The organism is Nocardiopsis sp. NPDC101807, from assembly GCF_044766605.1.
Taxonomy (GTDB): Bacteria; Actinomycetota; Actinomycetes; order Streptosporangiales; family Streptosporangiaceae; genus Nocardiopsis; species Nocardiopsis tropica.
The window spans coordinates 409,968-436,893 of the sequence record NZ_JBIWMK010000003.1 but is presented as its reverse complement, the minus strand read 5'-3'; the positions used below and the strand labels follow the sequence as shown (position 1 = coordinate 436,893).

Genomic DNA, 26,926 nt, shown 5'->3' with positions numbered 1-26,926 from the left:
GGTGTAGTGCCGGGGGGGGCGGCGGGGGCCCAGGCCGGGGTTGGCATCCCCCCCCCGGGGGGGGTGTTCATCCCTGGTGTGCGGCGGGCCGGGCGCCCCCCCCCCCCCCCGGGGGGGGGGCCCCGCGCCCCTTTTCCCGGGCGCGGACTGTGGGGCAGCTCTCTCCCCGCCCCCGCCCGAGTGTTCGTAGTGTGGAAAGGACGCCGACAGGTCCCCTTCACGGCGCGGGCTCCCCCGGTTCGGCACGATGAACGCAGGGGCGCCCCGCGGGCGGGCTGGGGTACCCATCACACACGAGGGGAGAGTGCGGCGCTCCGCCCGGCCGGGTGCCGGGACGCGCCGCCGAACGCATGAGTGAACCGAGCACGCTGAGCCGTGAGACCTCCGAGACCGGGACCGGGAGACGGCTCCAGGCCGTGCTGCTGGACATGGACGGCACCCTCATCGAGAGCGAGCACCTGTGGGGGGAGGCCGAGGCCGAGCTGGTCGCCGAGCTGGGCGGGGTGTGGACCGAGAGGGACCACGAGGCCAACGTCGGCAACGCCGCCGAGCCGGTGGGCCGCTACATCGTCGCCCTGACCGGAGCCGACCACCTCACCCCGCGCCAGGTGGCCGACCTGCTCTACGCGAAGTTCCGGACCAAGCTGGAGGGCGGGGCGCAGCTGCGCCCGGGGGCCAAGGAGCTGGTGGACATGCTGTCGCTGGCCGGTGTGCCCGTGGTCCTGGTGACCTCCACCGAACGGCAGCTCATCCAGGCGGCGATCGGCGGCATCGGCATCGACAGCTTCGACGACTCCGTGGCCGGTGACGAGGTCGAGGCCAACAAGCCGCACCCCGACCCCTACCTCAGGGCCGCCCGGCGCCTGGGCGTGGACCCCGAGCGCTGCGTCGCCTTCGAGGACTCGGCGGTGGGCGTGGCCTCGGCGGCCGACGCCGGGTGCGTCACGGTCGCCGTGCCCAACCACGTGGAGATCCCGCCGCGCGAGGGCGTGGTCTTCCGGGACAGCCTGGTGGGCGTGGACCTGGACTGGCTGGAGTCGCTGGTGGCCGACCGCTGACCGCCCGTCCTCCCCGGCCCGGGCCGGGGAGGACGGTCAGCGACGGGCCCGGAGCCCGCGCGCCGGGCCGCGACCCTGGCCGGTCCCGGGGGAGCGGAGGGCCGCGCCGCCGCCGGAGTGCCCCGTGCCCCCGCCCGGCCCGCCGGCACGCGGGTAACGTGGGAGAAGGGCCCCGGCACGGGCGCCGGATCGGGGGCAAGCCCTAAGGGATCGACCGGATGTGCGCTCCGGCGTCGGATGGGAGACTGGGCCCATGCCTGAGAACCTGACGTGGATGACCGGTGTGATCCTGGGAGGCGGCCTCACCCTCGTGGGGCTGGTGATCTCCTTCGTCGTGTGGCGCGCGAAGGGCGCCGCCCACGGCCTGCGCGGGGTGGCGTGGTCGCTGCTCCCGCTGGCCGCCGGTCTGATCGGGCTGATGAACGCCGTCTGGCAGTTCGTCATGAGCATCGTCGGCATCCTGGTGGGGCTGCTGTTCAACCCCGCCGTGTGGGCGGGCGTGGTCCTGGCGGGCCTGGCGGTGGTCCTCTACGTCGTCTCCGGCGTCATGGCGGCCCGGGGCGTGGGCACCCGGTCCGGGAGCGGGGCGTCCGAGGAGCCGAAGGCCGCGCGGGGCGGCGGACGGGCGGGCGCCGCGGGGGCGGCCGGGCCGGCGGCCGGCCAGGTGGGCGCGGCTCCGAAGAACCCGAAGAAGACGGCCGCCGACGACGACCTCGCCGACCTCGGCGACATCGAGGCCCTCCTGCGCAAGCGCGGCATCGAGTAGGGCCCCCTCCGCACCGGCCCCGCGTCCCCTTCCCCAGGGCGCGGGGCCGACTGCTGCGCCCGTTCCCGCCCCGATACCACGGACCGGTCGCCGGGCGGACCCGGGGTCGGACCCCGCCCCTGTGGCGGGCGGCCCGGTTCCGGTGACGGAGCGTGCGGATCCCCAGGTTCTCGGGGTGATGACGGCGCAGTAACGGCGAGGTTTCTGATCGCTCTGCGCGTTCGATCCGTCACTTTCCGAGGCATAGCACTTGCCATAGGACCCCGTTCCCGGGGCGGATGCGGACGGAAGCGGACGTATCGTTGGGGATCGCGTCAGTGCCACATCGCCCCAGCTCGCGGCCGGTCGTCGGATGAATGCGAACTCTGTCATCATTTGTTGTTATATACGTTTTTTGACAGTGTTTGTCACGATTTAGATACATGGCCAGGGATTGGACGATATGCGCTCAAAGGGCGAGTAGGTTTGTCGCTGTGTAACAGCCCGGGCGTGACGGTCCCCGGATGTGCCCAACTCCTCATGTGAAGCGGCGCACCCCGGCGGCCAGAGTCAGCGAAGGCGGGGCACCCACCCGCCGCGCGGACCAGCGCCCACGCCAGCCAGCGTCGAGAACCGGCCGGCCCCACCGTGAGACACCCGACGGGTCAACCCCCGGAGGTCTCACGTGTGGGATCTGCGCGTTCCCCTCGGCCAGAAGCGTATGAGTGGAGAGTGGTGGCCTGATGAGCGCGCCCTCGCATGTCCCTGAGTCGGCGGAGCAGTCCGACGCTGTGGACGTCGCAGTGACGGCCCCCGTGGGCCGCAGTGACGCGGGCAACCGGTCCCTCCGGCAGATCGCCTGGCAGCGGCTGCGCAAGGACAAGGTCGCGATGGTCTCCGGGATCGTCGTCGTACTGCTCATCCTGGCCGCGATCCTCGCGCCCCTCCTGGTCAAGTGGTTCGGGTACCCCCCCACCCAGTTCAACCAGGACCTGATCGAGCCCAACACGGGCCTGCCGATGAGGGACCCCGACAACCCGGACCCCTTCGACACCGACCCGTGGGGCGCCATCAGCGGCGACCACCTGCTGGGCGTCGAGCCCAAGACCGGCCGCGACCTGTTCAGCCGCATCCTCTACGGCGCCCAGATCTCCCTGCTGGTGGCCTTCCTCTCCACGCTGCTGTGCGTGGCCCTCGGAACCGTCCTCGGCATCATCGCGGGCTACAAGGGCGGCTGGGTCGACACCCTCATCAGCCGGGCGATGGACGTCTTCCTCGCCTTCCCGCTGATGCTCTTCGCCATCGCGCTCGTCGGCGTCATCCCCGACGGGGTCCTCGGACTCCAGGGCAACGGGCTCCGCGTCGGCGTCATCGTGTTCATCATCGGGTTCTTCAACTGGCCCTACATCGCGCGCATCGTCCGCGGACAGACGCTCTCGCTGCGCGAGCGCGAGTTCGTCGAGGCGGCCAGGAGCCTGGGAGCCAGCAACCGGCACATCCTCTTCCGGGAGATCCTGCCCAACCTGGTCACGCCGATCGTGGTCTACTCCACGCTGCTGATCCCGACCAACATCCTCTTCGAGGCGGCCCTGAGCTTCCTGGGGGTGGGCATCAACCCGCCCACCCCGAGCTGGGGAAAGATGCTCTCCGACGCGGTCCCCCTGGCCCAGTCCGCCCCGTACTACATCCTCTTCCCGGGCCTGGCCATCTTCATCACGGTCCTGGCGTTCAACCTCTTCGGCGACGGCCTCCGGGACGCCTTCGACCCCAAGACCTCCGACTGACCAAGGCCGGTGTGGCTGCCCCGCCCAGCCCACGCCATCCAAGGCACGGGTCCGACCACTGGTCGATCCCATCCCCACATCAGGTTCGCAAGAGAGGCAGTTCCTTGAGGAAACGCACCCTCGGATTCGTCGCGCTGGGCGCGGCCGCGTCCATCTTCCTTTCAGCTTGCGGCGGTGGTGGCTCCGAGGGCGGAGACACCCAGGCCAACGGCACCTACGACCAGGGCTCCACGGAGATCGTGAACCCGTCCGACCAGACCGGCGGCACCCTGCGCTACGCCATCTCCTCGGACTTCGACTCCACCGACCCGGGCGACACCTACTACGGGTTCAGCTGGAACTTCACCCGCTACTACGCCCGTACGCTTCTGGCGTTCACCCCGGCCCCGGCCAACGAGTCCACCGAGCTCACCACGGACATGGCCACCGGCATGCCCGAGTCCAACGACGACTTCACCGAGTGGACCGTCAAGATCCAGGAGGGCCTCAAGTACGAGGACGGCTCCGAGATCACCGCCCAGGACATCAAGTACGCGATCGCCCGCTCGAACTACAACGGCGGCGAGCTGCCCAACGGGCCGCGCTACTTCGAGGCGCACCTGGACCAGGAGCCGTTCAACGTCTTCGAGAGCGACGACCCGATGGCGGAGTTCACCTCCGTCGAGACGCCGGACGACTACACCCTGGTCTTCCACCTCAAGGACTCCTTCTCCGAGTTCCCGTACATCCTGACCCAGCCGCAGACCGCCCCGGTCCCGCTGGACAGCGACCGCGGCGCGCTCTACAAGGAGAACGTCGTCTCCTCCGGGCCGTACAAGTTCGACGGGGCCTACCAGCCCGGCGTCGCGCTCAACCTGACCCGCAACGAGCACTGGGACGGCGAGACCGACCCGATCCGCCCGGCCCTGCCGGACGAGATCACCGTCGAGATCGGCGTGGACCAGGACGAGATCGACCAGCGCCTGGTCAACGGCGAGATCGACGTCGACCTCTCCGGCACCGGCGTCGGCCCGGCCATGAAGAGCACGCTGCTCACCGACGAGGCGGCCCAGCCCAACCTGGACAACCCGCTCTCCGGCGCCCTGCGCTACGTCAACATCCACACCCCGGTCATCGAGGACGTCGCCTGCCGCCAGGCGATCATGTACGCGGCCGACCACGACAGCCTGCACCGCGCCTGGGGCGGTGAGAGCGGCGGCGACCTCGCCACCAACCTGCTCCCGCCGACCATCCCCGGCGCCGACCCGGAGTCGAACCTCTACCCGTCCACGGACAACAAGGGCGACCTGGAGGCCGCGCAGGCCAAGCTCGAGGAGTGCGGCGAGGACGAGGGCTTCTCGACCACCATCGCCGTCCGCGACGGCCGTCCCAACGACGTCGCCACCGCCGAGGCCCTGCAGGAGTCCCTGACGCGCGTCGGCATCCAGACCGACATCCAGACCTTCCCGGCCGAGGACTTCTTCGCCCAGTACGCCGGCTCGCAGGACTACGTCCGTGAGAACAACATCGGTCTGAGCGTCTCCGGCTGGATCCCCGACTGGGCCACCGGCTACGGCTTCGCCTCCAAGATCACCGACGGCGACGCCATCCAGGCGACCGGCAACTACAACACGTCCGAGCTCGACGACCCCGAGGTCAACGGCCTCTGGGACGACGCCCTCAAGACCGAGGACCCGGACGAGCGCGCCAACATCTACGCCCAGATCGACACCCTGGTCATGGAGCAGGCGGCCATCCTGCCCGTCGTCTTCGACCGCGCGATGTTCTACCGCTCGGACGAGCTGACCAACGTCTACTACACGTCGTCGTACGCCATGTACGACTTCATGGCCATCGGCGTGGACCGGGGCTAGAGCCCCAACCGGCCTGAACTAGTACGAGAAGGCAGGTGAACGCGGCGGGGGTCCCACGGCCCCGTGGGTACCCCCGCCGCCGACCGCGATGCTGAACTATATTCTTCGCCGCCTCGGAGCGGGGCTGCTGCTGCTCGCCGTCGTCACGGCGGTGACCTTCTGTATCTTCTACGTCCTGCCCCGGTGGGCGGGCGTGACCCCGCGCGGCATGGCCGCCATGTACGTGGGCAAGGCGCCCACGCCCGAGGCGCTCGACGCCACGGTGGCCCGGCTCGGCCTCGACCAGCCCATCGCCGTGCAGTTCTTCGACTTCGTGAAGTCGCTGCTCTTCGGTTCCGAGTACACCTTCGGTCGGGAGACCGTGGAGTGCGCGGCCCCCTGCCTCGGCTACTCCTTCACCACCAACAGCCCCGTGCTGCCCCAGCTGCTCGACCGCCTGCCGGTCACGATGTCGCTGGCCTTCGGCGCGGCCGTCATCTGGGTCATCGGCGGCGTGGCCGTCGGCGTCCTGTCCGCGGTCAAGAAGGGCAGCCTCTTCGACCGCCTGGCCATGGGGACCGCCCTCGTCGGCGTCTCCATGCCCGTGTACTTCACCGGCCTGCTGGCCCTGGCCTTCCTCGTCCACGAGTGGAACCTGTTCCCCGTCTCGCGGTACGTGCCGCTGGGGGAGGACCCCGTCGGCTGGTTCCAGGTCATGATCCTGCCCTGGGTGACGCTGGCGTTCCTGCACGCGGCCCAGTACGCGCGGCAGACCCGCGCGGGGATGCTGGAGACCCTGGGCGAGGACTACATCCGCACCGCCCGCGCCAAGGGGCTCAGCGAGCGCCGCGTGATCTTCAAGCACGCGCTGCGCCCGACCCTGACGCCCATCGTGACGATCTTCGGCCTGGACCTGGGCCTCGTCCTCGGCGGCGCGATCCTCACGGAGAAGGTGTTCTCCCTCAACGGCGTGGGCGCCTACGCCATCGACGCCATCATCGGCAAGGACCTGCCCGTGGTGCTCGGCGTGACCCTGCTGGGAGCCGTCTTCATCGTCATCTGCAACCTGATCGTCGACCTGCTGTACCCGATCGTCGACCCGCGGGTGCGGATCGCGAAGTAACGCGCGACAGCGTTCGACCAGACCAGCTCTAATGAAGGAATGTGACATGGCCTCGACCGAGCCCGTCGTCCGGGTGGACGACCTGCGGGTGGTGTTCCCGACCATGGACGGCGACGTCCAGGCGGTGAACGGGTTGTCCTTCGAGGTGCCCGCCGGCGGCGCCCTCGGCATCGTGGGCGAGTCCGGCTCGGGCAAGAGCGTGACGTCGCTGGCGCTGATGGGTCTGCACCGGGGGAGCCGGGCGCGGATCAGCGGGGCCATCGAGGTGGCGGGCAAGGACGTGGTGTCGGCGTCGGACAAGCAGTTGCGGCGGATGCGCGGCAACGACATCGCGATGGTGTTCCAGGACCCGATGCAGTCGCTGCACCCGCAGTACACGATCGGCAACCAGCTCGTCGAGGCCTACCGGATCCACAACCCCAAGGCCTCCAAGGCCGACGCGCTCAAGCGGGCGGTCGAGTCCCTGGACCGGGTGGGCATCCCCGACCCGGCCAAGCGGATCAACTCCTACCCGCACGAGTTCTCGGGCGGCATGCGCCAGCGCGTGGTCATCGCGATGGGGCTGATGTGCGATCCCAAGGTGCTGCTGGCGGACGAGCCGACCACGGCGCTGGACGTGACGGTGCAGGCGCGCATCCTGGACCTGCTGGACGAGCTGCGCCGCGATCTGAACATGGGTCTGATCCTGGTCTCCCACGACCTGGCCGTGGTGGCCGGGTCGGTGGACGAGGTCGTGGTCATGCGCCACGGCGTGGCCGTGGAGCGCGGCGACGTGCGCCGGGTCCTGTCCGCCCCCGAACACCCCTACACCCAGGGGCTCCTGGCCGCGGTGCCGCGCGTGGAGGTCTCCCGCGCCCAGCGGCGCGCCCAGGACCGCGCGGACCGGATCGAGAAGGAGCAGCGCGAGGGCGCGGTCACCGAGCCCGGCGAGTTCAAGGCCTTCGTCCCGCCCGTGAGCGGCGCCGGCGACAACGCCGGAGAGCCGCTGCTGCGGGTCGAGGACGTGGCGCAGCGGTTCAAGGTGCGCGGCGGCACGTGGGGCAAGGCCACGGACTTCTGGGCGGTCAAGGGGGTGTCCTTCGATCTGCGCCAGGGGGAGACGCTGGGGATCGTGGGGGAGTCGGGGTCGGGCAAGAGCACGCTGTCGCGGATGGTGATGCGTCTGCTGGAGCCCACCCGGGGCCGGGTGGAGTTCGAGGGGCGCGACATCACGCACATGTCGGAGCGGGCGCTGCGTCCGCTGCGCCGTGATGTGCAGATGGTGTTCCAGAACCCGTACTCCTCGCTCAACCCGCGTCTGACGGTGGGGGACGCGATCGGCACGGCGCTGCGGGTGCAGGGGGAGAAGGACGGCAAGAAGATCCGGCGGCAGGTGCAGGAGCTGTTGGAGCGGGTGGGGCTGGAGCCCAACCACTACAACCGGTTCCCGCACGCGTTCTCGGGCGGTCAGCGCCAGCGGATCGCGATCGCGCGGGCGCTGATCCTCAAGCCGAAGCTGATCATCTGCGACGAGCCGGTGTCGGCGCTGGACGTGTCGACGCAGGACCAGGTGCTGCGGCTGCTGTCGGAGCTGCAGGACGACTTCGGGTTGACGTACATCTTCGTGGCGCACGACCTGGCGGTGGTGCGCCAGGTCAGCGACCGCGTCGCCGTCATGCGCGCCGGCGAGGTCGTCGAGTCCGGTGACAGCGACTCGGTGTACGAGAACCCGCAGAGCGACTACACGCGCCAGCTGCTCACGGCGGCGCCCGTGCTGGACCCGGACGAGGCCCGCCGCCTGCGCGCGGAGCGCGTGGAGAAGCGCGCCAAGGGCGAGGCCGCCTGAGCCCGTCCCGGCAGGGACGGGCCGCCGGCGGGCGGAACGGCAGGACGCGGAGGCGCCGGGGGGGACCCCCCCCCGGCGCCTCCGCCGTTGCGGCTCACCCCCGCCCGGTGGCCGCCTCGGCGAACAGGTCCGCCATCTCGCGGGCGTAGGCCGCGTGCTCCTCCGTGGGGCGCAGCGCCACGGACCGCGGGGCGGAGCCGAGCGCGGCGAACAGGGCGTCGGTGAAGACCTCGGGGTCGAAGGGGCGGAACTCCCCGTGGCGCTGCCCCTCGGCGAGGAAGCCGACCAGCTCGGCCCGGCCCGCCTCGTTCCCCCGGGCGACGTGCTCCTGGAGCGCGGGCGGGAGCGCGGCGGAGAGCACCTCCCGGCGCGCGACCATCTCCTGGGGGTGGCTCGCGCAGTACGTGACGTGGCCGGTGACGATCCGGCGCAGGCCGTCCTCGAAGCCCTCCAGGGGCTCGGGTCCGCCTTCCATCGCGCGGTCCAGCCGGGCGTCGATGTGGCCGAGGACCTCTCTGATCAGGTTCTCCTTGGTCTTGAAGTGGTACGTGATCAGCCCCGGGCTGATCGAGGCCCGGGCGGCGATGCGCACGAAGGAGGCGCGTGAGTACCCCTCCTCGGCGATGGCGGCGATCGCCGCCGTGACGATCTGCCTGCGTCGGGCGTCCTCGATGAAGGACCGGTCCTCGTCCGTCCTGTCGACTGGTTGCATGTATAGAATCCTATATGCTCAACTAGGACCATGGCGAACACCGGGAGAGAGGAGCTCGGGGCCCGTGGAGAACGACCGCGTACCCGCCCTCCCCGGAGCGACGGCGCCCGTGGGCGCCTCGCTCACGCCGCGCCGGGACCGCGCCGTCCTGGTCCCGCGGGGCCGCGTCGGCGCGGTCGAACCCGGCCGCGCCGCCGACCTCCTCGCCGTGCGAGGGGATCCGCCGACCGACCCCGGCGCGCCGCGCCGGGTCGCGCCGGTACCGCGCGACGGGCGAGCCGTCGTCGACCGAACCCGAGAGAAGGCGTCATGAGCAGGGCCGAGCAGGCGACGAACCGACCGACCGTGGTCCGCGACGGGGCGGTGGCCCACGTGCTGCTGTGGACGTGCTTCCCCCTCCTCGGAACGGCGGCGGGCTGGGTCCTGTCCATGGTCCCCGGGTGGCTGGCGGCGCTCCCGGAGTGGGTCCACGCCCTTCCCGTGGTGCCGGGGCGCGAGCAGGTCGACCTCCTCGCCGGACTGGCCGGTCCCGTCCTCACCGCGGTCCTGGCCGCCGTCGGCCTGGGGGCCGGCGCACTGCTGGCGCTGCTGTCCTACGGCGACATGGTCGTGGTGGAGGTCGGCGACGGGGGCGTGCGGATCACCCGCGGGGGGAAGGGGGCGGAGGTCGGGCGCGACCGGGTCGGCACGGTCTTCCTGGACGGCAAGGACCTGGTCGTCCTCGCCCCGGACAGCGCCGAGGCCGCCCGGGAGCGCACCGACCACGGCGCCGGGCGGCTCCGCGCGGCCTTCGAGGCGCACGGCTACCGGTGGTGCGACGACGACCCGCACGCGGACGAGTTCCAGCGCTGGGTGGACGGGATGCCCGGCCTCGAGCAGCACGCGCAGGCGGTCCTGAGGGCGCGCCGGGCCGCGCTGGAGTCCGGGGACGCGGAGGACTGCGCGGAGCTGCGCGGCGAGCTCGCCCGGCTCGGCGTGGTCGTGCGCGAGGAGGGGAAACGGCAGTACTGGCGCCCGGTGCGGCGCGGAGCCGTGGAGGGGGGCTGACCCGCCCCTGACGGGGGCGGAGGGCGGCCGGAGCCGGCGGGCGCGGCCGGTCGCGCCCGCCGGGGCGTTTCAGGGGCGCGAACGCGGCGGAGTCCTCCCCCCTGTCCGGGGGGAGGGTCCCCCCTCCTGGCGCCGTGTCGTGCCCCGGGCTCCTGTCTCCCGGGGGTCGGTACGGTGCGGTGGCCCGGGGGCGGGCCCCTGCGCCGACCGGGCCCGCCCCTCCACCCCCTCGCCGAGACGGCGGCTCCCGCGCGGCCCGCGCGCGGGTGAGCCGATCCTGCGCCTGCAGTACGGACAGGGTCCGGAGACGATCACGGATGCTCCTCAGTCGTTGACCATGGCCAGGAACAGGACGCCGCAGAAGACGAAGAAGGCCGTGGTCGGCCATGACGAGAACCGGCCCTTGAAGTTGCGTGCGGTCACAGACGCCTCCGGGTGCCGAGGGAAGGGGAAGACGGAACCTGCGTACCACGCGCCGGTGACACTCCGCAGTTCTCCGCTACGAAAAGTCACAAACCGTCCTGTTCGTCGAGTGCGTCCCGCCGCAACGGGGTGGAAGGCCCCGCGCGCCGAGGCTCCCCTGGGCGGCGGGTCCGCCGCGCGTCCCCTCCCGCCGGCCGGTCGCTGTGAACCGACCGGACGATCCGGGAATGAAAACGGTTATCATTGGCTTATACGGCGTGAGAACCCGAGGAGTGATCCATGGCACGCAACGAGGTCCGCCCCATCATCAAGCTCAAGTCCACGGCGGGCACGGGCTACACCTACGTGACCCGCAAGAACCGGCGCAACACACCCGACCGGCTCACCCTGACCAAGTACGACCCCCGGGTCCGCCGCCACGTCGAGTTCCGCGAGGAGCGCTGACCCGGCCCGGCCGCCCGCACAGCCGCCGCGCCCCGGTCCCGACCGGGGCCGGCGCCGAGGACACCGCCAGGAGGCACGCATGAAACCCGGAATCCACCCCGCCTACGGGCCCGTCGTCTTCCGCGACCGCGCGGGGGACTTCTCCATCCTCACCAGGTCCACCGCCACCAGCGACAAGACCATCGAGTGGAGCGACGGCAACACCTACCCGCTGATCGACGTCGAGATCTCCAGCGCCAGCCACCCCTTCTACACCGGCAACGCCCGGGTGGTCGACACGGCAGGACGCGTGGAGCGCTTCCAGCGCCGCTACCAGCGCAAGGGCTGACGCCCGACCGCGGCGGGGCGAGCGCCCCGCCGCCCGACCCACCCCACGACGACGAGGACAGCGCCGATGGCCGTACCCAAGCGCAGGATGTCGCGCTCCAACACCCGCACGCGCCGCTCCCAGTGGAAGGCCGCCACCCCGGACCGGGTGCGCGTCACCCTGGGGGGACGCGAGCACCTGGTGCCGCGCAACCTCGTCCGCGCCTACCGGCGCGGGCTGCTCCCCCCGCCCGCCTGAGCGGGACGCGACGACCGCCGCCGCGCGCCGGGCCGCCCCCGGTGCGCGGCGGCGTCCGTGTTCAGACCACCCGGACGACGTGCTTGCCCCGCACGCCCCCGGCCTCCAGCGCCCGGTGCGCGGCGGCCACGTCCGAGAGCGGGTGCACCGTGTCCACCACGGGTCGCAGGGCGCCCTCCTCGACGTACCTGGTCAGGTCGGCGAACAGCGCGTGCCGCGGCTGGCCGCTGAAGAACCGCACCCGCCGCGGGCCGAACACGTACGAGGCCAGGACGTAGCCCACCATGGCCGCCGAGTCGAAGGACAGCCCGATCATGCGCCCGCCGGGCGCCAGCAGCCGCCGCAGGGCGGGCAGGTCCGAGCCCGCGCTGTCGACGATGACGTCGAACCTCCCCAGCTCGGCCAGGGGGGTCGCGGCGTAGTCGAAGGCCTCCTCGGCGCCGAGCTCACGGACCAGGTCCAGGTTGCGCGCGGACGCGAGTCCGGTGACGCGCCCGCCCATCGCCTTCGCGAGCTGCACCGTCGTGTTGCCCACGCCGCCGCTCGCCCCGCGCACGAGCACCCGCTCGCCGCTCCTGAGGCGGGCCTTGTCGCGCAGGGCGGTGATCGAGGTCGTGCCGACCGGCAGGGCCGCGGCCTCGACCAGGTCGACGCCCTCCGGCGCCAGGGACACCTGTCGGGTCGGCACCGCCACGTACTCCGCCGCGCTGCCGAACCCCATTCTCGGGAGCAGGCCCCACACGCGGTCGCCCACCCGGTAGCCGGTGGCGCCCGGCCCGGTCTCCGCGACCTCGCCGGTGAAGTCCATGCCGACCCTCTTGGGGAAGGAGCGGCCCGCCACCCAGCGGAGCCCGCCCGAGCGCAGCAGCAGTTCTCCGCCGTTCACACTGACGGCGTGGACCCGCACGAGCAGCTGCCCGGGGCCGGCGGTCGGTGCCGGGACCCGGCCCTCGTACAGGACCTCCGGGGGGCCGTACCCGTCGTACAGCGCCGCTCTCATCAGGTTCGCCGATCCCATGACCCACTCCTTCGGACGTGCGGAGGACACGCTCCCCGCATTATGTGGACAGGGTCGTCCGCTTTCTCTCCACGCTAGCGCGCTAAACGGACAGCCTCATCCGTTTGCCGTAAAGTGAGAGGCATGGCAGAGCGAACCTCTCGGATGGAGCCCGGCGGCGCCGCCCGCGCCGCGGAGAACCCGTCGGGGGCGGGCCCGCCCGCCGTGCGCGAACCCCCGATCGCGGGCCGGGCCCTGAGGTCCGACGCCCGGCACAACCGCCGGCGCATCCTGGAGGCCGCCCGGGCGGCGTTCGCCGAGCGCGGGATCGACGTGCCGATGGTCGCGATCGCGCGCCGGGCGGGGGTGGGGCCGGCGACCCTCTACCGCCGCTTCCCGACCAGGGAGGCCCTGGTCGCCGAGGTCTTCGCCGACGAGATGGCGGAGTGCGCCGGGCTGGTCGACGAGGCCCTCGCCGACCCCGACCCCTGGCGCGCCTTCTGCACGGTGCTCACGGAGGTGTGCGCCATGCAGGCGGCCGACAAGGGCTTCACCGAGGCCTTCCTCGCGGCCTTCCCTGACTCCGACGGCTTCGACGAGCGGCGCGTCCACGTCGAACACGGCCTGGACGAGCTGGTCCGCAGGGCCAAGGGGTCGGGACGGCTGCGCGCCGACTTCGCCCGGGAGGACCTCGTCCTGGTGCTCCTGGCCAACGGCGGCGTCGCCACGTCCGACCCGGAGACGACCCGGGCGGCCTCGAAGCGCCTGGTCGCCCACCTGCTCCGGTCCTTCGAGAGCGGGGGCGGCTCCGGGGAGCTGCCCCCGGCGCCCCCGATCGGACTGGGGCAGCTGTACCGGCTTCCCGGGGACTGACGCCGACCGGGGCGCACCCCGACCGGACGCAGGAAACGCCCCCGCCCCTGGCATCCGAATCCCCGGGAGTCGGGCAGGCTTGGACCCGTGACGACCCGAACCGCCCCGGACGCCCCCGCCCCGGACCCCAGCACCGCGCGCACACCGCGCAGACCCGTCGACCTCCTCCTGGGAACGGCAGGCCTGCTGCTGGTGGCGGCGATCATGCTCGCCGTCCGCGTGGCCACCGACAGCGGCGACGCGGCCGACCCCGACCGGCTCCGGGCGATCATGCCCTCCGGCCTGCTCCTGCTCGTCGCGGTGGGCGCGAACCTGGTGATCATCGTCCTGGTCTGCTACGTCGTCCTGCGCACCCTGTTCACGGGAAGGCCCGGGGACCTCGCGCGCGCCATGGCCTCGGGCGTCGCCGCCTACGTCCTCGCCTCCCTCATCAACGCCGTCCTGGCCACCCTGATCAGCCCCGGCCAGGTCCCCAACCCCCTCACCCCCGCCCCCGACGACGTCTTCACCGGCGCCACCCTCGGCTACGTGGCCGCGGTCCTCGCCTTCATCCGCACGATGCCCACGGGCCTGCCGCGCACCCGCTCCGTCCTGTGGGCGGGGAACACCGTCGTCGCGGTCTGCGCCCTCCTGGCCGGGGTCACCAGCCTGCTCGCCCTCGTGCTCACCGTCCTGGTCGGTCTGACCTGCGCCTTCCTCGCCCGTTACGCCATCGGCGCGGGCGCTCCCGCCCCGGCCGACGACCGGCGCCTGCGCGCCGAGCTGAAACGGTTCGGCATGACCGCGACCGCCGTCGCCCGGGCGGGCGAGGACCGGGAGGGCAACCCGCGCCACCTGGCCGAGCTCGACGACGGCGGCCGGGTCGAGGTCACCGTGCTCAGCTCCGAGAACACCTCCGGGTTCTGGCGGCGCCTGCGCGACCTGGTGTTCCTGCGCGGGCCGGTCGCCCCCCGGATGCTCTACGGCGTGCGCCGCCGGGCCGAGCACGCCGCGCTGATGAGCTACTCCGCCCGGAACGCCGGGGTCGCCGTCCCCCGGGTCCTGGGCGTGGGCGAACTCGGCCCCGGCACCGTCGTCCTCGTCCGCGAACTCCCCGACTCCCTGCCCCTGGAGGACCTGGACGACGACGCCCTCACCGACGACGTCCTCGACCTGTGCTGGAACGGGCTCGCAACCCTGCACCGCCACCGCATCGCCCACGGCGGGCTCAGCGGGGCCGCGGTCGGGGTCCTGGGGACCGCCCCGGAGAGGGCGGGGTTCACCGGCATCGACCGGGGCACGGTGGCCGCACCGCAGATGAGGATCTCCCTCGACCACGCCGCGATGGTCACCCTGCTGGCGATGAGGGTCGGCGCGGAGCGCGCGGTGGACTCTGCCGTGCGCTCCCTCGGGGTTCCCTCCACGGCGGCGATCCTGCCGTTCCTGCAACCGGCCGGCCTGCCCTACCCGCTGCGCGCCGGCCTGCGCGCGCACCGCGGGCTCCTGGGCCGGCTGCGCGAGCGCATGGCCGAGCTCGCCCCCGAGGCGCCCGCCGAACCGGCACGCCTGGAGCGCATGCGGCCCCGCACGATCGTCAGCGTCGTGGTCGCGACCGCCGTCGGACTGGTGCTCCTCTACCAGCTGACCGGGATCGACTTCAGCACCATCGGCCAGGCCGACCCGGTGTGGGCGGCCGTCGCCTTCGTCATGTCCACCGTGTGCATGGTCGCCGCGGCGATGATCCTGGTCGGGTTCGTGCCCGTCCCTCTGCCCTGGTGGCGCACGGTCATGGTCCAGTACGCGGCCTCGTTCGTGCGGATCGCCGCCCCGGCCGGGCTCGGGTCCATCGCGGTCAACACCCGCTTCGTCACCAGGGCGGGAGCCCCCGCCGCGCTGGCGCTGTCGGCCGTGGGCCTCACCCAGCTGGTCGGGTTCCTCGTCCACGTGCCGCTGCTGCTGGTGTGCGCCTACCTCACCGGCGCCTCGTACTGGACGGGCTTCACCCCCTCGCCGACCGTCGTGGGGATCAGCATCGCGGGGACCGCGGTGGTCGCCGTGGTCCTGCTGTCGCCCCGCATGCGCCGCGCGATCGCCTCCCGGACCCGCCCCTACCTGCGGGGGGTGCTGCCGCGGCTGCTGGACATGCTCCAGAGCCCGTCCTCCCTGCTCCTGGGCTTCGGGGGGACGCTGCTGCTGACGGTGGGGTTCGTGCTGTGCCTGTACGCCTCGGTGGCGGCCTTCACCGACCCGGGCACGCAGGTGAGCCTGGTCGCGGTCGCCGTGGTCTTCCTGGCGGGCAACGCGATCGGCTCGGCCGCGCCCACCCCGGGGGGCCTGGGCGCGGTCGAGGCGGCGCTGATCGGCGGGCTCACGGCCGTGGCGGGCGTGCCCGCGGCCGTGGCGCTGCCCGCGGTGCTGCTGTTCCGGCTGCTGACCTTCTGGTTCCCGGTGCTGCCGGGCTGGGCGGCCTTCAGCCACCTCCAGCGCCGTGAGGCGATCTGACCGGGCGGCGGCGGGCGCGCGCCCGGCCCCGCCGGGGGAGCGCGGTGGCCGACGGCGCTAACCTGGGAGGTCGGGGCCCGTGCGAGCGGGCGGCGCGCGACCCGCGGCCCCTCCCCGCCGGAAGGCGGAGCCCGTCGGCGGGGCGCCTGTCCCGGCGCGGGGGCGAGGGCGTCGAACCACCGCGGCCCCGGGCCCGGAGACGACCGGTCCGGGCAGGTCAGGCCAGTGATCCCATCATGTGCCGTTTGTCACTGGCGGGCGTCGGCGGGGGTAATCCTCAATTAAGATCGGGAAAATAGGAAATTCTGGTGGCGGGCCGGGTCCGTCCCGTTTCCTCCACCGCACCGCACCCGTGAGGATCCCCTTCATGCGCCGCACCGCCATCGCCGTCCCCGCCACCGCAGTACTCCTGGCGGTGGCCGCCTGTGGCGCCCCGTCCGAGAACGCCTCCGAAGCCGCCTCCGGCGAGGACACCCTCGTGGTCGGCGCGACGGCGGTCCCCGCCGGGGACATCCTGGAGTTCGTCGACGCGGAACTCGCGGCCGGGGCCGGGCTGGACCTGGAGATCGTCGAGTTCTCCGACTACATCGCCCCCAACGCGGCCCTCGACGAGGGGCAGCTGGACGCCAACCTCTACCAGCACGCCCCCTTCCTCGACGAGTTCAACGAGGGCAACGGCACCGACCTCGTCTCCGTCCAGGAGATCTACCTGCCCCCGCTGGGCCTCTACTCCAACGAGGTCGACGCGGTCGAGGACCTGGAGGACGGCGCCGAGGTCGCGCTGCCCAACGACCCGACCAACGAGTTCCGGGCGCTCCTGCTGCTGGAGGAGGGCGGCCTGATCACCCTGGCCGAGGGCGTCGACGAGGCCACCTTCTCGCTCTCCGACATCGAGGAGAACCCGAAGGACCTGGAGTTCCGCGAGGTCGAGGCCGCGCAGCTGCCCCGCTCGCTGGACGACGTGGACGCCGCGATCGTCAACAACAACTACGCCCAGGAGGCGGGCCTGGACTTCGAGGAGGACAGCATCCTTTTGGAGCAGGTCGAGGGCAACCCGTACGTGAACGTCCTCGCCGCCCGCGCCGACAACGCCGACGACCCCCGCGTGGCCACCCTCGTGGAGCTGCTGACCTCGCCGGAGACCGCGGCGTTCATCGAGGAGGAGTACGCCGGCAGCGTCATCCCCGTCACCGCCGGCTGACCCCGGCCTCCCGCGCGCCCCGTCCGGAGGCGCACCCGCACGGCCGCCCCACCGCACCGGTGGGGCGGCCGTGTGCCGTGCGGGCGGCCGACCGCGGTCGCCGACGGGTCCCCCTGAAAGCATCGGTTCCGGCCGAGGGTTCGGCCGCCGGGTCCGACCGCTCGAACCCGTGGCCGGATGGGGCCATCTCCCTCCGCGGCGGCCCCGCGAACGCCTACCGTGATGGGCCCCTACTTCGGAGGTCCTATGAGAGGCTGTCTCGTCTTCCTGGCGCTGGGCACCGCGGGCGGCATCGGTTACCCCCTGGTGGGGAGGGTGGCGGCCGGCGACCCGTCCGCCCTGCTCCCGCTCACCGCCCTGGCGGCGGTGACCGCGGCGCTGGTCCTGCTCACCCGCACGCGGTGGAAGGGGGCAGCGGGTGACGGCAGCACCTCCGTCGCCGTCGCTGCCGGCAGCGACGACGGGGCCGAGGACGACGGGGCCGGGGACGGCGGGAACGGCGGCCGGGAACCCGGTGGCGGCGGCAGCGTCCGGAACCGCGTGGCCAGGGCCGGGCTCGTCCTCTTCGTCGTCATGTTCCCGGTCCTGTTCCTCCTCGCGTCGGTCGAGGCGGCCTCCTGGCTCGCCCCCTACGCGATGGGCGCGGGCGGCGTCGGGTTCGCGCTCTCCCTCTTCGGAGACGGCGGCAGCACCGGCGGGGACGGCGGCGACGGCGGCGGCGAGTGACGGTGGCCGAGCCCGCACCGCACCTGCCCGCGCGAGCGACCCCGAAGCCGCGAGGGCGACCGGGCCGAGGGGACGGAGGCGGTGGTGGGCCGGCCGTTCGGGTCCGCGCGGAACCACCCCGCCCCGGGGAGGAGCCGACAGCGCGGCGGATCCGTGCTCCACGGCGGTTGAGTCTCAAGCCGCTCGAGACCCGATAGTGGCGGTATGCACGACAACGACCTGTACCCGATCGGGGACGCCGCGCGCCGGGCCGGCCTGAGCGTGAGCGCCGTCCGGTTCTACTCCGACGCCGGGGTCATCGCCCCCACACGCCTGACCGGGGCCGGCTACCGGCTCTACGACGTCCACGCCATCGCCCGGCTGGAGCTCGTCCGGACCCTGCGCGAGCTGGACGCCGGCCTGGAGGACATCCGCCGGGTGCTCGACGGCGAGAAGACCCTGCACGACCTCCTCACCGCCCACCTGGGGCTCGTCGAACGCCAGGAGCGCGGCCTGCGTGCGAAGCGGGCCGTTCTGAGGACCCTGGTCCGGCAGGAGGGGACCGCCGCCCAGGCGGCGCTCCTGCACAAACTCGTCTCGATGTCCGACGAGGAGCGCGAACGGCTCGTCGACGACTTCTGGAACGAGGTCGGCGCGGGCCTGGACGTGCCCCCGGTGTTCGTCGAGCGGTTGCGGCAGCTGCGGCCGCAACTGCCGGAGGACCCCTCCGCCGCCCAGCTCGAAGCCTGGATCGAGCTGGCCGACCTGGTCAGCGGCCGGGAGTTCCGCTCAGCGGTCCACGACTACCTCCAGGCCACCTACACGACCGAGCCGGGGAAGCTCTTCGCCGCCTCACCGGTGCAGGAGTTCATGTACGAGACGGGGGTGCCGATCATGGAGGACATTATCGCCGTCCACCGTTCCGGGGAGCCCGCGGACTCCCCCCGCGCCCAGGAGGCGGTCGTCCGCCTGGCCGACGCCGCCTCCGCGCTCGGCGGCGGTCAGGTCACCGCAGCGTCCCGGAACGGGATGGCCTCGTACTTCGCCGAACTCATCAGGCTGGAAGAGGAGGAGCCGCTGGAGGACCCCTGGTTCGACAGCACGCACGGCAGGTACATGAGCCTGGTGGCGGTGATCAACGGGGGACCGCCCGGAGGGGAGGAGGACCCGGTGCCCTGGCCCTGGATCATAGCCGCCCTGCGCGCGTCGGCCCCCGGGGACTGACCGGCGAGGACGCCCGCACCCGGGCCGCAGCGCCCGGTCGCCCCGCGGGGCGACGGCGCAAGCACCGTCGAGGAGAGGTGGGCCCCGGACGCGGAACGGTCCCGGTGCCCGTTCGTGCCCGTCTCCACGGCCGCGCGCACCGGTCTTCCGCGCCCGGTCGACCGCGGTGTGGGGCTCGTCCCGGCCGCCCGGGCAGCCCCGCTGCCGTCCTCCCGGGTCGGCGTCTCGAAGGACCCGGCCTTCCCCCAGAATCCGCACTCCCCGCAACTCCCCGAGATCCGGGGCGTTGCGGGGAGCGCCGGAACCCGCGGCACGGGGTCAGTCCGTGAGGGCGTCGGCGAAGAAGGCGAGCGAGCGGTCGACCTCTCCCAGCGAGGGGCCGCGGTTGAGGTGCCCGTGCGGCATTCCCGCCGCGAGGTAGGTCCTGTGCGCGACCCCCGACTCCTCCAGCTGCCGGGCGAGCAGTTCGCCGGAGGGCCGCAGGTCGTCGTACTCGGACAGCAGGATGCTGGTCGCCGGAAGTCCGGTCAGGTCCGCGGCCCCGGGCATCGCGTCGGCCGGGAGCCCGCCCACGCGGCCCACGTAGTTGCGCACCATGGCCTCGATCGACTCGGGGGTGAACCGCAGGACCGGCGGCAGGACCTCCATCCGGGCCGCGCCGTCCGCGTCCAGCGCCGGGGTCGGGAAGTGCACGAAGGGGTAGGCCAGCAGCACCGAGCGGGGGAGGGGGAGGCCCCGGTCGCGCAGCCGCAGCGCCGTGGACAGGGCGAGCGCGGAACCCGCGCTCGCCCCTCCGAGGGAGACGGCGCCGGCCTCCGCCCAGCCCGTCCCGGCGAGCCACGTCCACGCCGCGTACGCGTCGTCGACGGGGACCGGGTAGCGGACGCCGTTCACGGCGAGGCGGTAGCCGACGGAGACGACCAGGGCACGGGCGCGGGCGGCCAGCTCCGAGCCGACGGTGTGCGACTCCGGCATGTCCAGGTCCCCGGCCATGAACCCGCCGCCGTGCAGCCAGAGCAGCGCGCGGCCGCTCTGCTCTCGGGGCCGGTAGATCCGTACGGGGACCTCCCCGTGGGGGCCCGGGACGGTCCGGTCCTCGACCGAGACGTCGGGCATCCGCCACTCGGCGGGGTCGCGGTGGTACTCGGCGAAACACCGCGCCGCCTCGGGGTCCGACCGCGCCATGGCGCGGTCGCCGAGGCCTTCGAGGTGGTGCAGCCTGCCGGCGAGGTAGGGGTCGAGGGTCATGCCGTCTCCGGGTTCTCGGGTCGGTGCGTCCCCGGCGTGTTCCGCGGACCGCGGAGCGGCCGGACCGGGCACGCGGGGGACGGCGGTGTCCGTGGCGCACGCGGCAGCGGGGTGGGACGCGGTGATCCTGTCATACCTGGGGACGGGCGCCCCGAACCGCTCCGGGCGGTACGGCCGCTGCGAGTGCGGACCCCGGTCCGCCCCGCCGTCCGGAGCAGCCCGCCGCCGGCGGCACGGGAGACCCCCGACGGGCCGCCGGGCACGGACGAGCCCCGCCCGGGCTCCCCAACCCGGGCGGGGCTTCTCTCCTGTGATGGTCCGGTCAGCGGTTGGGCGGGGCCGAGCTCACCTCAGCCAGCGCGGAGTCCTCGTCGATCGCCCGGGCCAGGTCGCCCATGGTCACGATGCCCACGACTTCCGGCCCGTCGACGACGGGCAGGCGGCGCACGCTGGAGGTGCGCATGGCGTGGACGGCGTCCCGCAGGCTGCTCTGCCGCGGAACGGTCACGACCTCGGCGCTGCAGACCTGGCCGACCGTGACCCTGTCCGGGTCCCCCTCGTCGGCCACGCAGCGCACCACGATGTCCCGGTCGGTGAGCACCCCGCGGATCCTCCCGGAGTCGGTCACCACGACGTCGCCCACGTCCTCGTCCCGCATGATCCTGGCGGCCTGGCGCAGGGTCGTCTCCGGTGCGACCGTGTGAACGGTCTCGCTCATCACTGCGGCGATACTGTCCGCCATGGTCAGCTCCTCTCACGTTTGCCGGCCTCGCACAGGGCCCTAGCCGACTTCCCGACGCCTAAACGTTCCCGGCCCCCCTCCTCTCGTGTCACGGGTGCGGCCCCGACGCCCGGGAGGGCGCGGGCCGGGCGCTACCGGGTGCGGGACCGCAGGTGGGGGCCGGTTCGACGGTCGGCCTCTCCCCAGGGGCGGGGATGCACCGGACCCGTGGGCGGAGGCGGCCTCCGGCCCGTCGGGGCCGGCGCGTCCCGGGGAGCCGGGCGCCTCCGCGCTCAGGAACGGGAGGCCGAGGCGCCGACGGCCGCCCGTGCTCCGAAGGCGAAGCCCGCGGCCGCCAGCGCTCCGAGGGCCTCGACCGTCCCAGGGTCCTGGGCCGCGTCGGGGGTGACGGTGCGCAGCCCTCCCGGGCCGAGGGACGCCAGCGCCCTCGTCACGTCCGGGGACGGAGGGGACGCCGGAGCCCCGAGGGGGAACGGCGCGAACACGGCGAGGGCCGCGGCCACCGTCCACAGTTCGTGGAGCAGGCCGTAGCCCAGCGCCCCCTCCAGCGTGCGGCCCGTGGGGGAGTCCGCCCACCGGTCCAGCGCCCCGCACAGGTCCGCGTGCCCGACCCCCGCCTGCCGCAGCTCCTCCCGCATCAGGGCCATGTGGCTCTCGTAGCGGTGCGCCGCGGTGTCCCAGCGGATCGCCGCGGCGCGGGCACGGCGCCAGCTCACGAACGGCACCAGCCCGGGCGCGTGCAGGACGCCCCCGGCCACGGCCTCCCCGGGGCGCGCGAGCAGGGCGGACCGCCGGGCGCCCATCGCGTGGTCGTTGCCCACCAGGCTCGTGTCGCCGTCGTGCTGGACCAGGTTGGGCACCGTGACGAACGCGCTCCGCCCCTCGTCCTCCAGGAACCGGGCGACCACCTCGTCGTCGTGTTCGGCCGGATCGTGGGAGTCGATCGTCCTGACCAGGGCGGAGGCCGTCGCCGCGGGCAGTGCCAGGCCGACGGTGGGCACGAAGGCGTCGACGCATTCAGCGAGGCCGAACCCGCCCATCGACGCCCACCGCGCCATCGACCCCGTCCCCGACCCCCACTCGCAGAACAGGGCGACGGGAAGGTCCGGGTGGGCGGACAGGACCCGGGCCAGGGTGTCCGCCGTACCGGTCACCGGTACGGCGTCGTCCTGGAGCACCAGGTGGTGGGTGGCCTCCGGCGGTACCGCCGCCCAGGCGGCGCGTGCCGTCCGCAGGGTCGCCGGCGGTCCGTCCGGTTCCGGGTCGAGGACGACCCGGGGGGAGAGCTCCGGGAGGGAGGCCGCCAGGCGGTGGGCCGCCCGGGAGCGTTTCGGGTGCGCCATGATCGCGCAGGAGAGGTGGATGCCGGACATCGAGGGCCTCCGATGGGTGGAAGGAAGCACGTCCCCGGGCCCGGGGACGACGGTGTGGTCGTGGCACATCACGGTGGTCCGCTGCCGCGCGGTACACCCAGTACGGCGGGGCGCCGGCGCCGGCGCGGGGAGGACGCGGTCACCGCCCCGGCCGCCGGAACCCGCCGGGCCCCGGCGTCCCGGGGGACGGGTCCTGGCGGTACTGCTCGGCCTGCAGCCGGTACAGCTCCGAGTACAGCCCCCTCCTCGCCATCAGGTCGTCGTGGCTCCCGGACTCCGCGATCCGCCCGTCCGCCAGGACGAGGATCAGGTCGGCCGTGCGCACGGTCGAGAAGCGGTGGCTGACCAGGAGGGTGACGGCCCCGGTCCGCAGCCCCTTCGCCCTCGCGGTCCGCGCGTAGCCCTTGAAGAGCTGGTGCTCCGCCCGGGCGTCCAGTGCCGCGGTCGGTTCGTCGAGCATCAGCAGCAGCGGCTCCTCCCGCATCATCGTCCGGCCCAGCGCGAGCTTCTGCCACTGCCCGCCCGACAGCTGCACCCCGCCGGGCAGGCTGTGCCCCAGGGGAGTGTCCAATCCGGAGGGCAGGTCACCGACCACCGCCTCGGCCCCGGCCCGCCGCAGGGCGCCTCCGACCGCCTCCGCGTCCGCCAGGCGCGGCAGGTCCCCGACGCCGACGGTCTCCCCGGCGGTCAGCTCGAAGCGGGAGAAGTCCTGGAATCCCGCCGTGATCCTCGCGCGCCACCGCTCCGCCGGCAGGCGGCGCAGGTCGGTGCCGTCGATCTCGATCGTCCCCCCGGTGGGGAGGTAGAACCGGCTCAGCAGCTTGACCAGGGTGGACTTCCCGGCCCCGTTCTCGCCGACGACGGCCACCACGGACCCTGCGGGTATCCACAGGTCCACGCCGTCCAGGACCGCACCCTTCAGGCCCGGGTACCGGAAGGCGACCCCCCGGAAGCGGATGCCGCCGGACAACCGGGCAGGCACCTCGGCCGGCGGCTGCCCGCCCCGGTGCTCCCGGCGGCCGATCAGGGCTCTGACCCAGCGCAGGTCCGCCAGCGTCCGGGAGAGCCGGTGCAGCTCCTGGAGGAGCGCGACCACCCCGGACACCTGTTGGCTGACCTGGGCCGCGAGCACGACGGCCAGGACGACGTCGCCCACGGTGCGCTCCGCGGCGACGGCCTCCCGCACGACCAGCAGCGTGCCGGCGAGGTAGGCCGAGGCGAAGACCAGCTGGCCGGCGATGCGTACGAGGACGGCCCTGACCTCCCCGCCCCACAGCAGCCGGGTGGCGGCCCGCCAGTGCTCGGCGTGCCTGTCCCGGACGAAGTCGCGCATGCCCAGGACACGGAGTTCCTTGGCCGTCGCGGCGTCCCCGGTCAGCTCCAGCACGTGTTGTGCGCTCCGGGTGTGCGGCGCGGCCCGGCGCCGGCGCCCGCCCATCAGCGACTCGGCGTACCGGCCGGTCAGCAGGGGCGGCACGGCCGCCAGGGGGAGCAGCAGGAGCCAGGGGGTGAGCTCGACCAGGAGCACGACGGTGATCACCAGGCCGCACATGAGGCTCAGGCCCGACATCAGCGCGGTCATCCCGCTGGTGGAGACCCTGCTCAGCTCCTGGCGCAGGACCGTGATCCGGTCGGCGTACTCCGGGCGTTCGTGGTGCTCCAGCCCCTCGGAGCCGTTCGACAGGCCGATCAGCTCCCTGTCCAGCCGCAGGAAGGCCTTGTCGCCCAGCTCCAGGTACAGGACGTGGGCGAAGTGGGCGCCGACGAACGCGACGATCGTCAGCAGGCCCGCCAGGGCGCCCGTCCACCCGGCCCGGACCGCCTCGCCGGCCACGGCGGCGTCGGTGAGCGTCCCCAGGGCGAGCGCAGTGAGGGGCTGGGCCACCGCGGCGGCGAGCATCAGCGCCGCCGCTCCCAGCAACCGCGCCCGGTCGGCGGACCACGAGAGCCGGGTGAGCTCCCACACGGCCCGGAAGGTGTCCCTCATCGGGTCCCGCCCCCTCCCTCACCGCGGTCGGCGAGGTCGAACCGCTCGGCCTGGATCCGGAACATGCGCGCGTAGCGGCCCCCCAGGGCCATGAGCTCCTCGTGCGTGCCCTGTTCGACCACGCGCCCGCCCTCCACCACGACGATCCCGTCCGCCCGGCGGACACTGGAGAACCGGTGGCTGATCAGGACCGAGGTGACCCCCGCGGTCAACGCGACGAAGGAGTCGAAGAAGGCCGCCTCCGCGCGCACGTCCAGGGCCGAGGTCGGCTCGTCCAGGACCAGCAGCCTCGCGCCGGCGTCGAGGGCGTAGAGGGACCGGGCGATGGCGACGCGCTGCCACTGCCCGCCGGAGAGCTCCGCCCCGCCCTCGTACCGGCGGGAGAGCACGGTGTCGATCCCGCGCGGCAGGGCCTCCAGGGCGTCGAGGACGCCCGCGCGCCGCGCGGCGTCGCGCACCCCCTCCCGGTCGACCGGGAGGTGGACCGCCCCGCAGGCGATGTTGTCCGCGGCGGAGAACTCGTAGCGCACGAAGTCCTGGAACACGACGCTCACCTGCCGCCGCCACAGTGCGACCGGCATCCGGCGGACATCGCGTCCGTCCACCACGATGTCGCCCGCGTCGGGCTCGTGGAGCCGTGTGAGCAGTTTGACCAGCGTGGTCTTGCCGGCCCCGTTGACGCCGACGACGGCGGTGCACCGGCCGGGGGCCAGGGACAGGTCCAGGCCGTCGAGGACCGGCCCTCCCGCGCCGGGGTAGGAGAAGCGCACGGATCTCAGCTCCACCGACGCCGGCGCGGGGCCGGTGGCGGGTTCCTCCCCGGCGTCCGCGGCCTCCGGGGGCGGCGCCTGCCCCCCGGCCCGCGACATGCGCTCCTCCAGGGTGGCCAGGGACTGCCAGGCCCGCATGCCCAGGGACGTCTGGAGGTCGGCCTCCGGGTAGTCGGCGCCGCACGTCACCATCGCGGCGGTCGCCTGCAGCGCCAGCGCGAGCCCGGTGAGCGAGACGGTTCCCTGCGCGGCGCCGGAGGCGAGCAGGGCCAGGACGGAGCAGACCGCGAGCAGTCCCAGGGCGGTGTAGCCCAGGTACGGGACGAGGAACACCCGGCGCCTGGCCCGGGACACGCGGTCGTGCGCCCTCGTGTGCTCGTCGACGTAGCGGTCGGCGAACCAGGAGGTGAGCCCGAACACCCGGAGCTCCTTGGCGTCGCGGGCGCCCATGGCCACACCGCGCAGGTGGTTCGCGCGGCGCAGCACCGCGCCCACCCCGGTGTCGTACACCCGGGACAGCACCCTCAGGCCGCCGCGCTGGCCCGTCCGGAAGACCAGCACCGCCAGCAGGAGCGCCGCCGCCGTCGCCCAGGAGGCCACGACCCCCAGGAGGACGGCCAGGGCGACGAGGCGCACGTAGCGGGCCACGAGCGCCAGCATCCCGGCGCAAGCGCTGCCCGGGGTGTGCGCCCGGGCCTCGAACCAGCGGTTCACCTCGTCCAGGGAGTCGAGCACGGCCGGGTCCTCCAGCGGACCGATGCCGGTACTCCGCAGCGACGCCCGGATGAGGCGCTGCTGCAGGAGGCCGTCCATCCGCCGGGTCATCAGCTCGCCCAGCATCTGCTGCACGGGGGTGAGGAGGGTCTGGAGGGCGAAGAGCGCGGCGGCGGCCAGGAAGGTCCGCACGAGCGAGGACCATGCCTGCGACCCCACCCCCGCCGCCACCGCCGCGGGCACCTGGCCGATCACGACCGAGGTGGCCACGACGAACGCGACGGGCAGCAGGCCCAGGACCACGTTGACCAGGAGCAGTGCCGAGGCCAGGGCCGGGCCGGTCGAGGGGATCGCCCGGATGACGCGGACGCGGGCCAGGACGGCCTCCTCCCACCAGCGTTCCACGCCCGGACGCCGGTCCCGGGTTCCGGCCCGTGAGGACGTGCGGGAGGGGGGTGCGTGCTCTCGGTTCCCACTGCTCATGGGCGGCTCCAGGTCGGCATGCGGCACGGGCGTGGTCGGATCCGCGGGACGGCGCGCGTGGACGTGCGGGGGCGACGGGACGGCGAGGGGGAATCCGGTCGGTCCGGGGCCGGGCGGAAGGCGGCGAAGCCGTGCCCGCGGGAGGGGGCGCCGCGTCGGGTCGACGGGTGCGGGGGCCTGGTCGGGATGGCGTGCTCCTGCCCGTCGGATCTGCGGGGCGCGCGGCAGGTCTCTTCCGGCCGACGGCTCCAGATCGTAGGCCACGGCTCACCGTGTGTCCGGGGTCCGGCTCCGGTGGAGGACCGTGGTCGGGGCCCGTGCGGACCGGCCGGGCCCGCTTGACGTGGGAGCGCTTCCATCCCAGGGTGAACAGAAGAAACCCTGGCCACATCCGGCCAGGGGCAGGGCGTCCGGCCGCGGGGCCGGGGACCGGCGGCCGGACACCAGGGGTGGGGCGGGCGCCGTGTTCCCCGTGGTCGTCGCGTGACCGGGGCCCCGCACGCTCCGCCCCCGGCCGGCCAACCGCGCCGGCCGGCCCGCCCCCGCTGCCGACGGATCGTGCCCGGGCGG

The 26,926-nt window shown here is 73.6% G+C and carries 22 protein-coding genes; 15 read left to right on the top strand and 7 right to left on the bottom strand.

Going from position 1 to position 26,926, the window contains the following annotated elements:
* Positions 1–350 precede the first annotated feature (350 nt).
* The 6 genes from ACIRPH_RS11325 to ACIRPH_RS11300 all read left to right on the top strand — a co-directional run bounded on the left by ACIRPH_RS11325 (position 351) and on the right by ACIRPH_RS11300 (position 8,367).
* The gene (locus ACIRPH_RS11325; RefSeq protein WP_402912564.1) at positions 351–1,058 is read left to right on the top strand and encodes an HAD family hydrolase; all 708 of its coding nucleotides are present in this window, start codon (positions 351–353) and stop codon (positions 1,056–1,058) included.
* A 253-nt stretch (positions 1,059–1,311) separates the two neighbouring features.
* The gene (locus ACIRPH_RS11320) at positions 1,312–1,824 is read left to right on the top strand and encodes a cellulose synthase (protein WP_402912561.1); all 513 of its coding nucleotides are present in this window, start codon (positions 1,312–1,314) and stop codon (positions 1,822–1,824) included.
* Positions 1,825–2,546: 722 nt separating this feature from the next.
* Positions 2,547–3,587 carry an ABC transporter permease gene (locus tag ACIRPH_RS11315; RefSeq protein WP_402912559.1) on the top strand — a complete coding sequence of 347 codons (1,041 nt, stop codon included), beginning with the start codon at positions 2,547–2,549 and terminating at the stop codon, positions 3,585–3,587.
* Between the two features lie 104 nt (positions 3,588–3,691).
* Positions 3,692–5,440: an ABC transporter substrate-binding protein gene (locus ACIRPH_RS11310; RefSeq protein ID WP_402912556.1), complete on the top strand. Its 1,749-nt coding sequence runs from the start codon at positions 3,692–3,694 to the stop codon at positions 5,438–5,440.
* Positions 5,441–5,528: 88 nt separating this feature from the next.
* On the top strand, positions 5,529–6,542 hold the full coding sequence (locus ACIRPH_RS11305; protein WP_267945247.1) for an ABC transporter permease: 1,014 nt from the start codon (positions 5,529–5,531) through the stop codon (positions 6,540–6,542).
* Positions 6,543–6,588: 46 nt separating this feature from the next.
* Complete coding sequence (locus ACIRPH_RS11300) at positions 6,589–8,367, top strand: ABC transporter ATP-binding protein (protein ID WP_402912553.1); 1,779 nt, start codon at positions 6,589–6,591, stop codon at positions 8,365–8,367.
* A gap of 94 nt (positions 8,368–8,461) precedes the next feature.
* On the opposite strand, the gene ACIRPH_RS11295 is transcribed toward ACIRPH_RS11300, so the two are convergent.
* Positions 8,462–9,079, bottom strand: coding sequence for a TetR/AcrR family transcriptional regulator (locus ACIRPH_RS11295; RefSeq protein ID WP_402912550.1), 618 nt, complete (start codon positions 9,077–9,079; stop codon positions 8,462–8,464).
* A 309-nt stretch (positions 9,080–9,388) separates the two neighbouring features.
* Between ACIRPH_RS11295 and ACIRPH_RS11290 the strand changes: the two genes are divergently transcribed.
* From ACIRPH_RS11290 to rpmF, 4 genes are all read left to right on the top strand, one after another.
* Positions 9,389–10,126, top strand: a complete 738-nt coding sequence (locus tag ACIRPH_RS11290; RefSeq protein ID WP_402912548.1) for a hypothetical protein — start codon at positions 9,389–9,391, stop codon at positions 10,124–10,126.
* A gap of 702 nt (positions 10,127–10,828) precedes the next feature.
* Positions 10,829–10,993, top strand: a complete 165-nt coding sequence (rpmG, locus tag ACIRPH_RS11285; RefSeq protein WP_402912545.1) for a 50S ribosomal protein L33 — start codon at positions 10,829–10,831, stop codon at positions 10,991–10,993.
* Between the two features lie 79 nt (positions 10,994–11,072).
* On the top strand, positions 11,073–11,321 hold the full coding sequence (locus ACIRPH_RS11280) for a type B 50S ribosomal protein L31 (RefSeq protein ID WP_267945241.1): 249 nt from the start codon (positions 11,073–11,075) through the stop codon (positions 11,319–11,321).
* Positions 11,322–11,387: 66 nt separating this feature from the next.
* A complete protein-coding gene (gene rpmF, locus ACIRPH_RS11275; RefSeq protein ID WP_402912541.1) occupies positions 11,388–11,558 on the top strand; it encodes a 50S ribosomal protein L32 in 171 nt (56 codons plus the stop codon).
* A 61-nt stretch (positions 11,559–11,619) separates the two neighbouring features.
* Here the strand turns inward: rpmF and ACIRPH_RS11270 are convergent, their stop codons facing one another.
* Entirely contained in the window at positions 11,620–12,576 is a 957-nt protein-coding gene (locus ACIRPH_RS11270) for an NAD(P)-dependent alcohol dehydrogenase (protein WP_402912538.1), read from the bottom strand.
* Between the two features lie 123 nt (positions 12,577–12,699).
* Between ACIRPH_RS11270 and ACIRPH_RS11265 the strand changes: the two genes are divergently transcribed.
* From ACIRPH_RS11265 to ACIRPH_RS11245, 5 genes are all read left to right on the top strand, one after another.
* The gene (locus ACIRPH_RS11265; protein WP_402912535.1) at positions 12,700–13,428 is read left to right on the top strand and encodes a TetR/AcrR family transcriptional regulator; all 729 of its coding nucleotides are present in this window, start codon (positions 12,700–12,702) and stop codon (positions 13,426–13,428) included.
* A gap of 87 nt (positions 13,429–13,515) precedes the next feature.
* On the top strand, positions 13,516–15,909 hold the full coding sequence (locus ACIRPH_RS11260; RefSeq protein ID WP_402912532.1) for a flippase-like domain-containing protein: 2,394 nt from the start codon (positions 13,516–13,518) through the stop codon (positions 15,907–15,909).
* A gap of 367 nt (positions 15,910–16,276) precedes the next feature.
* Positions 16,277–17,110 carry a MetQ/NlpA family ABC transporter substrate-binding protein gene (locus tag ACIRPH_RS11255; RefSeq protein ID WP_402912529.1) on the top strand — a complete coding sequence of 278 codons (834 nt, stop codon included), beginning with the start codon at positions 16,277–16,279 and terminating at the stop codon, positions 17,108–17,110.
* 246 nt (positions 17,111–17,356) lie between these two features.
* The gene (locus ACIRPH_RS11250; protein ID WP_402912527.1) at positions 17,357–17,836 is read left to right on the top strand and encodes a hypothetical protein; all 480 of its coding nucleotides are present in this window, start codon (positions 17,357–17,359) and stop codon (positions 17,834–17,836) included.
* Between the two features lie 204 nt (positions 17,837–18,040).
* Positions 18,041–19,039 carry a MerR family transcriptional regulator gene (locus ACIRPH_RS11245; protein ID WP_402912525.1) on the top strand — a complete coding sequence of 333 codons (999 nt, stop codon included), beginning with the start codon at positions 18,041–18,043 and terminating at the stop codon, positions 19,037–19,039.
* 318 nt (positions 19,040–19,357) lie between these two features.
* Here ACIRPH_RS11245 and ACIRPH_RS11240 read toward each other — a convergent pair whose 3' ends face one another.
* From ACIRPH_RS11240 to ACIRPH_RS11220, 5 genes are all read right to left on the bottom strand, one after another.
* Positions 19,358–20,287: an alpha/beta hydrolase fold domain-containing protein gene (locus ACIRPH_RS11240; RefSeq protein WP_402912523.1), complete on the bottom strand. Its 930-nt coding sequence runs from the start codon at positions 20,285–20,287 to the stop codon at positions 19,358–19,360.
* A gap of 322 nt (positions 20,288–20,609) precedes the next feature.
* A complete protein-coding gene (locus ACIRPH_RS11235; RefSeq protein WP_402912520.1) occupies positions 20,610–21,029 on the bottom strand; it encodes a CBS domain-containing protein in 420 nt (139 codons plus the stop codon).
* A 272-nt stretch (positions 21,030–21,301) separates the two neighbouring features.
* Positions 21,302–22,402 carry a hypothetical protein gene (locus tag ACIRPH_RS11230; protein WP_402912517.1) on the bottom strand — a complete coding sequence of 367 codons (1,101 nt, stop codon included), beginning with the start codon at positions 22,400–22,402 and terminating at the stop codon, positions 21,302–21,304.
* Between the two features lie 139 nt (positions 22,403–22,541).
* Positions 22,542–24,389 carry an ABC transporter ATP-binding protein gene (locus ACIRPH_RS11225; RefSeq protein WP_402912515.1) on the bottom strand — a complete coding sequence of 616 codons (1,848 nt, stop codon included), beginning with the start codon at positions 24,387–24,389 and terminating at the stop codon, positions 22,542–22,544.
* Entirely contained in the window at positions 24,386–26,278 is a 1,893-nt protein-coding gene (locus tag ACIRPH_RS11220) for an ABC transporter ATP-binding protein (RefSeq protein ID WP_402912513.1), read from the bottom strand. Before ACIRPH_RS11220 ends, ACIRPH_RS11225 begins: the two co-directional genes overlap by 4 nt.
* Between the last annotated feature and the right edge of the window lie 648 nt (positions 26,279–26,926).

What these genes read in the sequence shown, in the direction of transcription:
- ACIRPH_RS11325 (WP_402912564.1), top strand. Translation starts at nt 351, where the DNA reads ATGAGTGAACCGAGCACGCTGAGCCGTGAGACCTCCGAGACCGGGACC.
- ACIRPH_RS11320 (WP_402912561.1), top strand. Translation starts at nt 1,312, where the DNA reads ATGCCTGAGAACCTGACGTGGATGACCGGTGTGATCCTGGGAGGCGGC.
- ACIRPH_RS11315 (WP_402912559.1), top strand. Translation starts at nt 2,547, where the DNA reads ATGAGCGCGCCCTCGCATGTCCCTGAGTCGGCGGAGCAGTCCGACGCT.
- ACIRPH_RS11305 (WP_267945247.1), top strand. Translation starts at nt 5,529, where the DNA reads ATGCTGAACTATATTCTTCGCCGCCTCGGAGCGGGGCTGCTGCTGCTC.
- ACIRPH_RS11300 (WP_402912553.1), top strand. Translation starts at nt 6,589, where the DNA reads ATGGCCTCGACCGAGCCCGTCGTCCGGGTGGACGACCTGCGGGTGGTG.
- ACIRPH_RS11295 (WP_402912550.1), bottom strand. Translation starts at nt 9,079, where the DNA reads ATGCAACCAGTCGACAGGACGGACGAGGACCGGTCCTTCATCGAGGAC.
- ACIRPH_RS11290 (WP_402912548.1), top strand. Translation starts at nt 9,389, where the DNA reads ATGAGCAGGGCCGAGCAGGCGACGAACCGACCGACCGTGGTCCGCGAC.
- rpmG (WP_402912545.1), top strand. Translation starts at nt 10,829, where the DNA reads ATGGCACGCAACGAGGTCCGCCCCATCATCAAGCTCAAGTCCACGGCG.
- ACIRPH_RS11280 (WP_267945241.1), top strand. Translation starts at nt 11,073, where the DNA reads ATGAAACCCGGAATCCACCCCGCCTACGGGCCCGTCGTCTTCCGCGAC.
- rpmF (WP_402912541.1), top strand. Translation starts at nt 11,388, where the DNA reads ATGGCCGTACCCAAGCGCAGGATGTCGCGCTCCAACACCCGCACGCGC.
- ACIRPH_RS11270 (WP_402912538.1), bottom strand. Translation starts at nt 12,576, where the DNA reads ATGGGATCGGCGAACCTGATGAGAGCGGCGCTGTACGACGGGTACGGC.
- ACIRPH_RS11265 (WP_402912535.1), top strand. Translation starts at nt 12,700, where the DNA reads ATGGCAGAGCGAACCTCTCGGATGGAGCCCGGCGGCGCCGCCCGCGCC.
- ACIRPH_RS11255 (WP_402912529.1), top strand. Translation starts at nt 16,277, where the DNA reads ATGCGCCGCACCGCCATCGCCGTCCCCGCCACCGCAGTACTCCTGGCG.
- ACIRPH_RS11250 (WP_402912527.1), top strand. Translation starts at nt 17,357, where the DNA reads ATGAGAGGCTGTCTCGTCTTCCTGGCGCTGGGCACCGCGGGCGGCATC.
- ACIRPH_RS11245 (WP_402912525.1), top strand. Translation starts at nt 18,041, where the DNA reads ATGCACGACAACGACCTGTACCCGATCGGGGACGCCGCGCGCCGGGCC.
- ACIRPH_RS11240 (WP_402912523.1), bottom strand. Translation starts at nt 20,287, where the DNA reads ATGACCCTCGACCCCTACCTCGCCGGCAGGCTGCACCACCTCGAAGGC.
- ACIRPH_RS11235 (WP_402912520.1), bottom strand. Translation starts at nt 21,029, where the DNA reads ATGGCGGACAGTATCGCCGCAGTGATGAGCGAGACCGTTCACACGGTC.
- ACIRPH_RS11230 (WP_402912517.1), bottom strand. Translation starts at nt 22,402, where the DNA reads ATGTCCGGCATCCACCTCTCCTGCGCGATCATGGCGCACCCGAAACGC.
- ACIRPH_RS11225 (WP_402912515.1), bottom strand. Translation starts at nt 24,389, where the DNA reads ATGAGGGACACCTTCCGGGCCGTGTGGGAGCTCACCCGGCTCTCGTGG.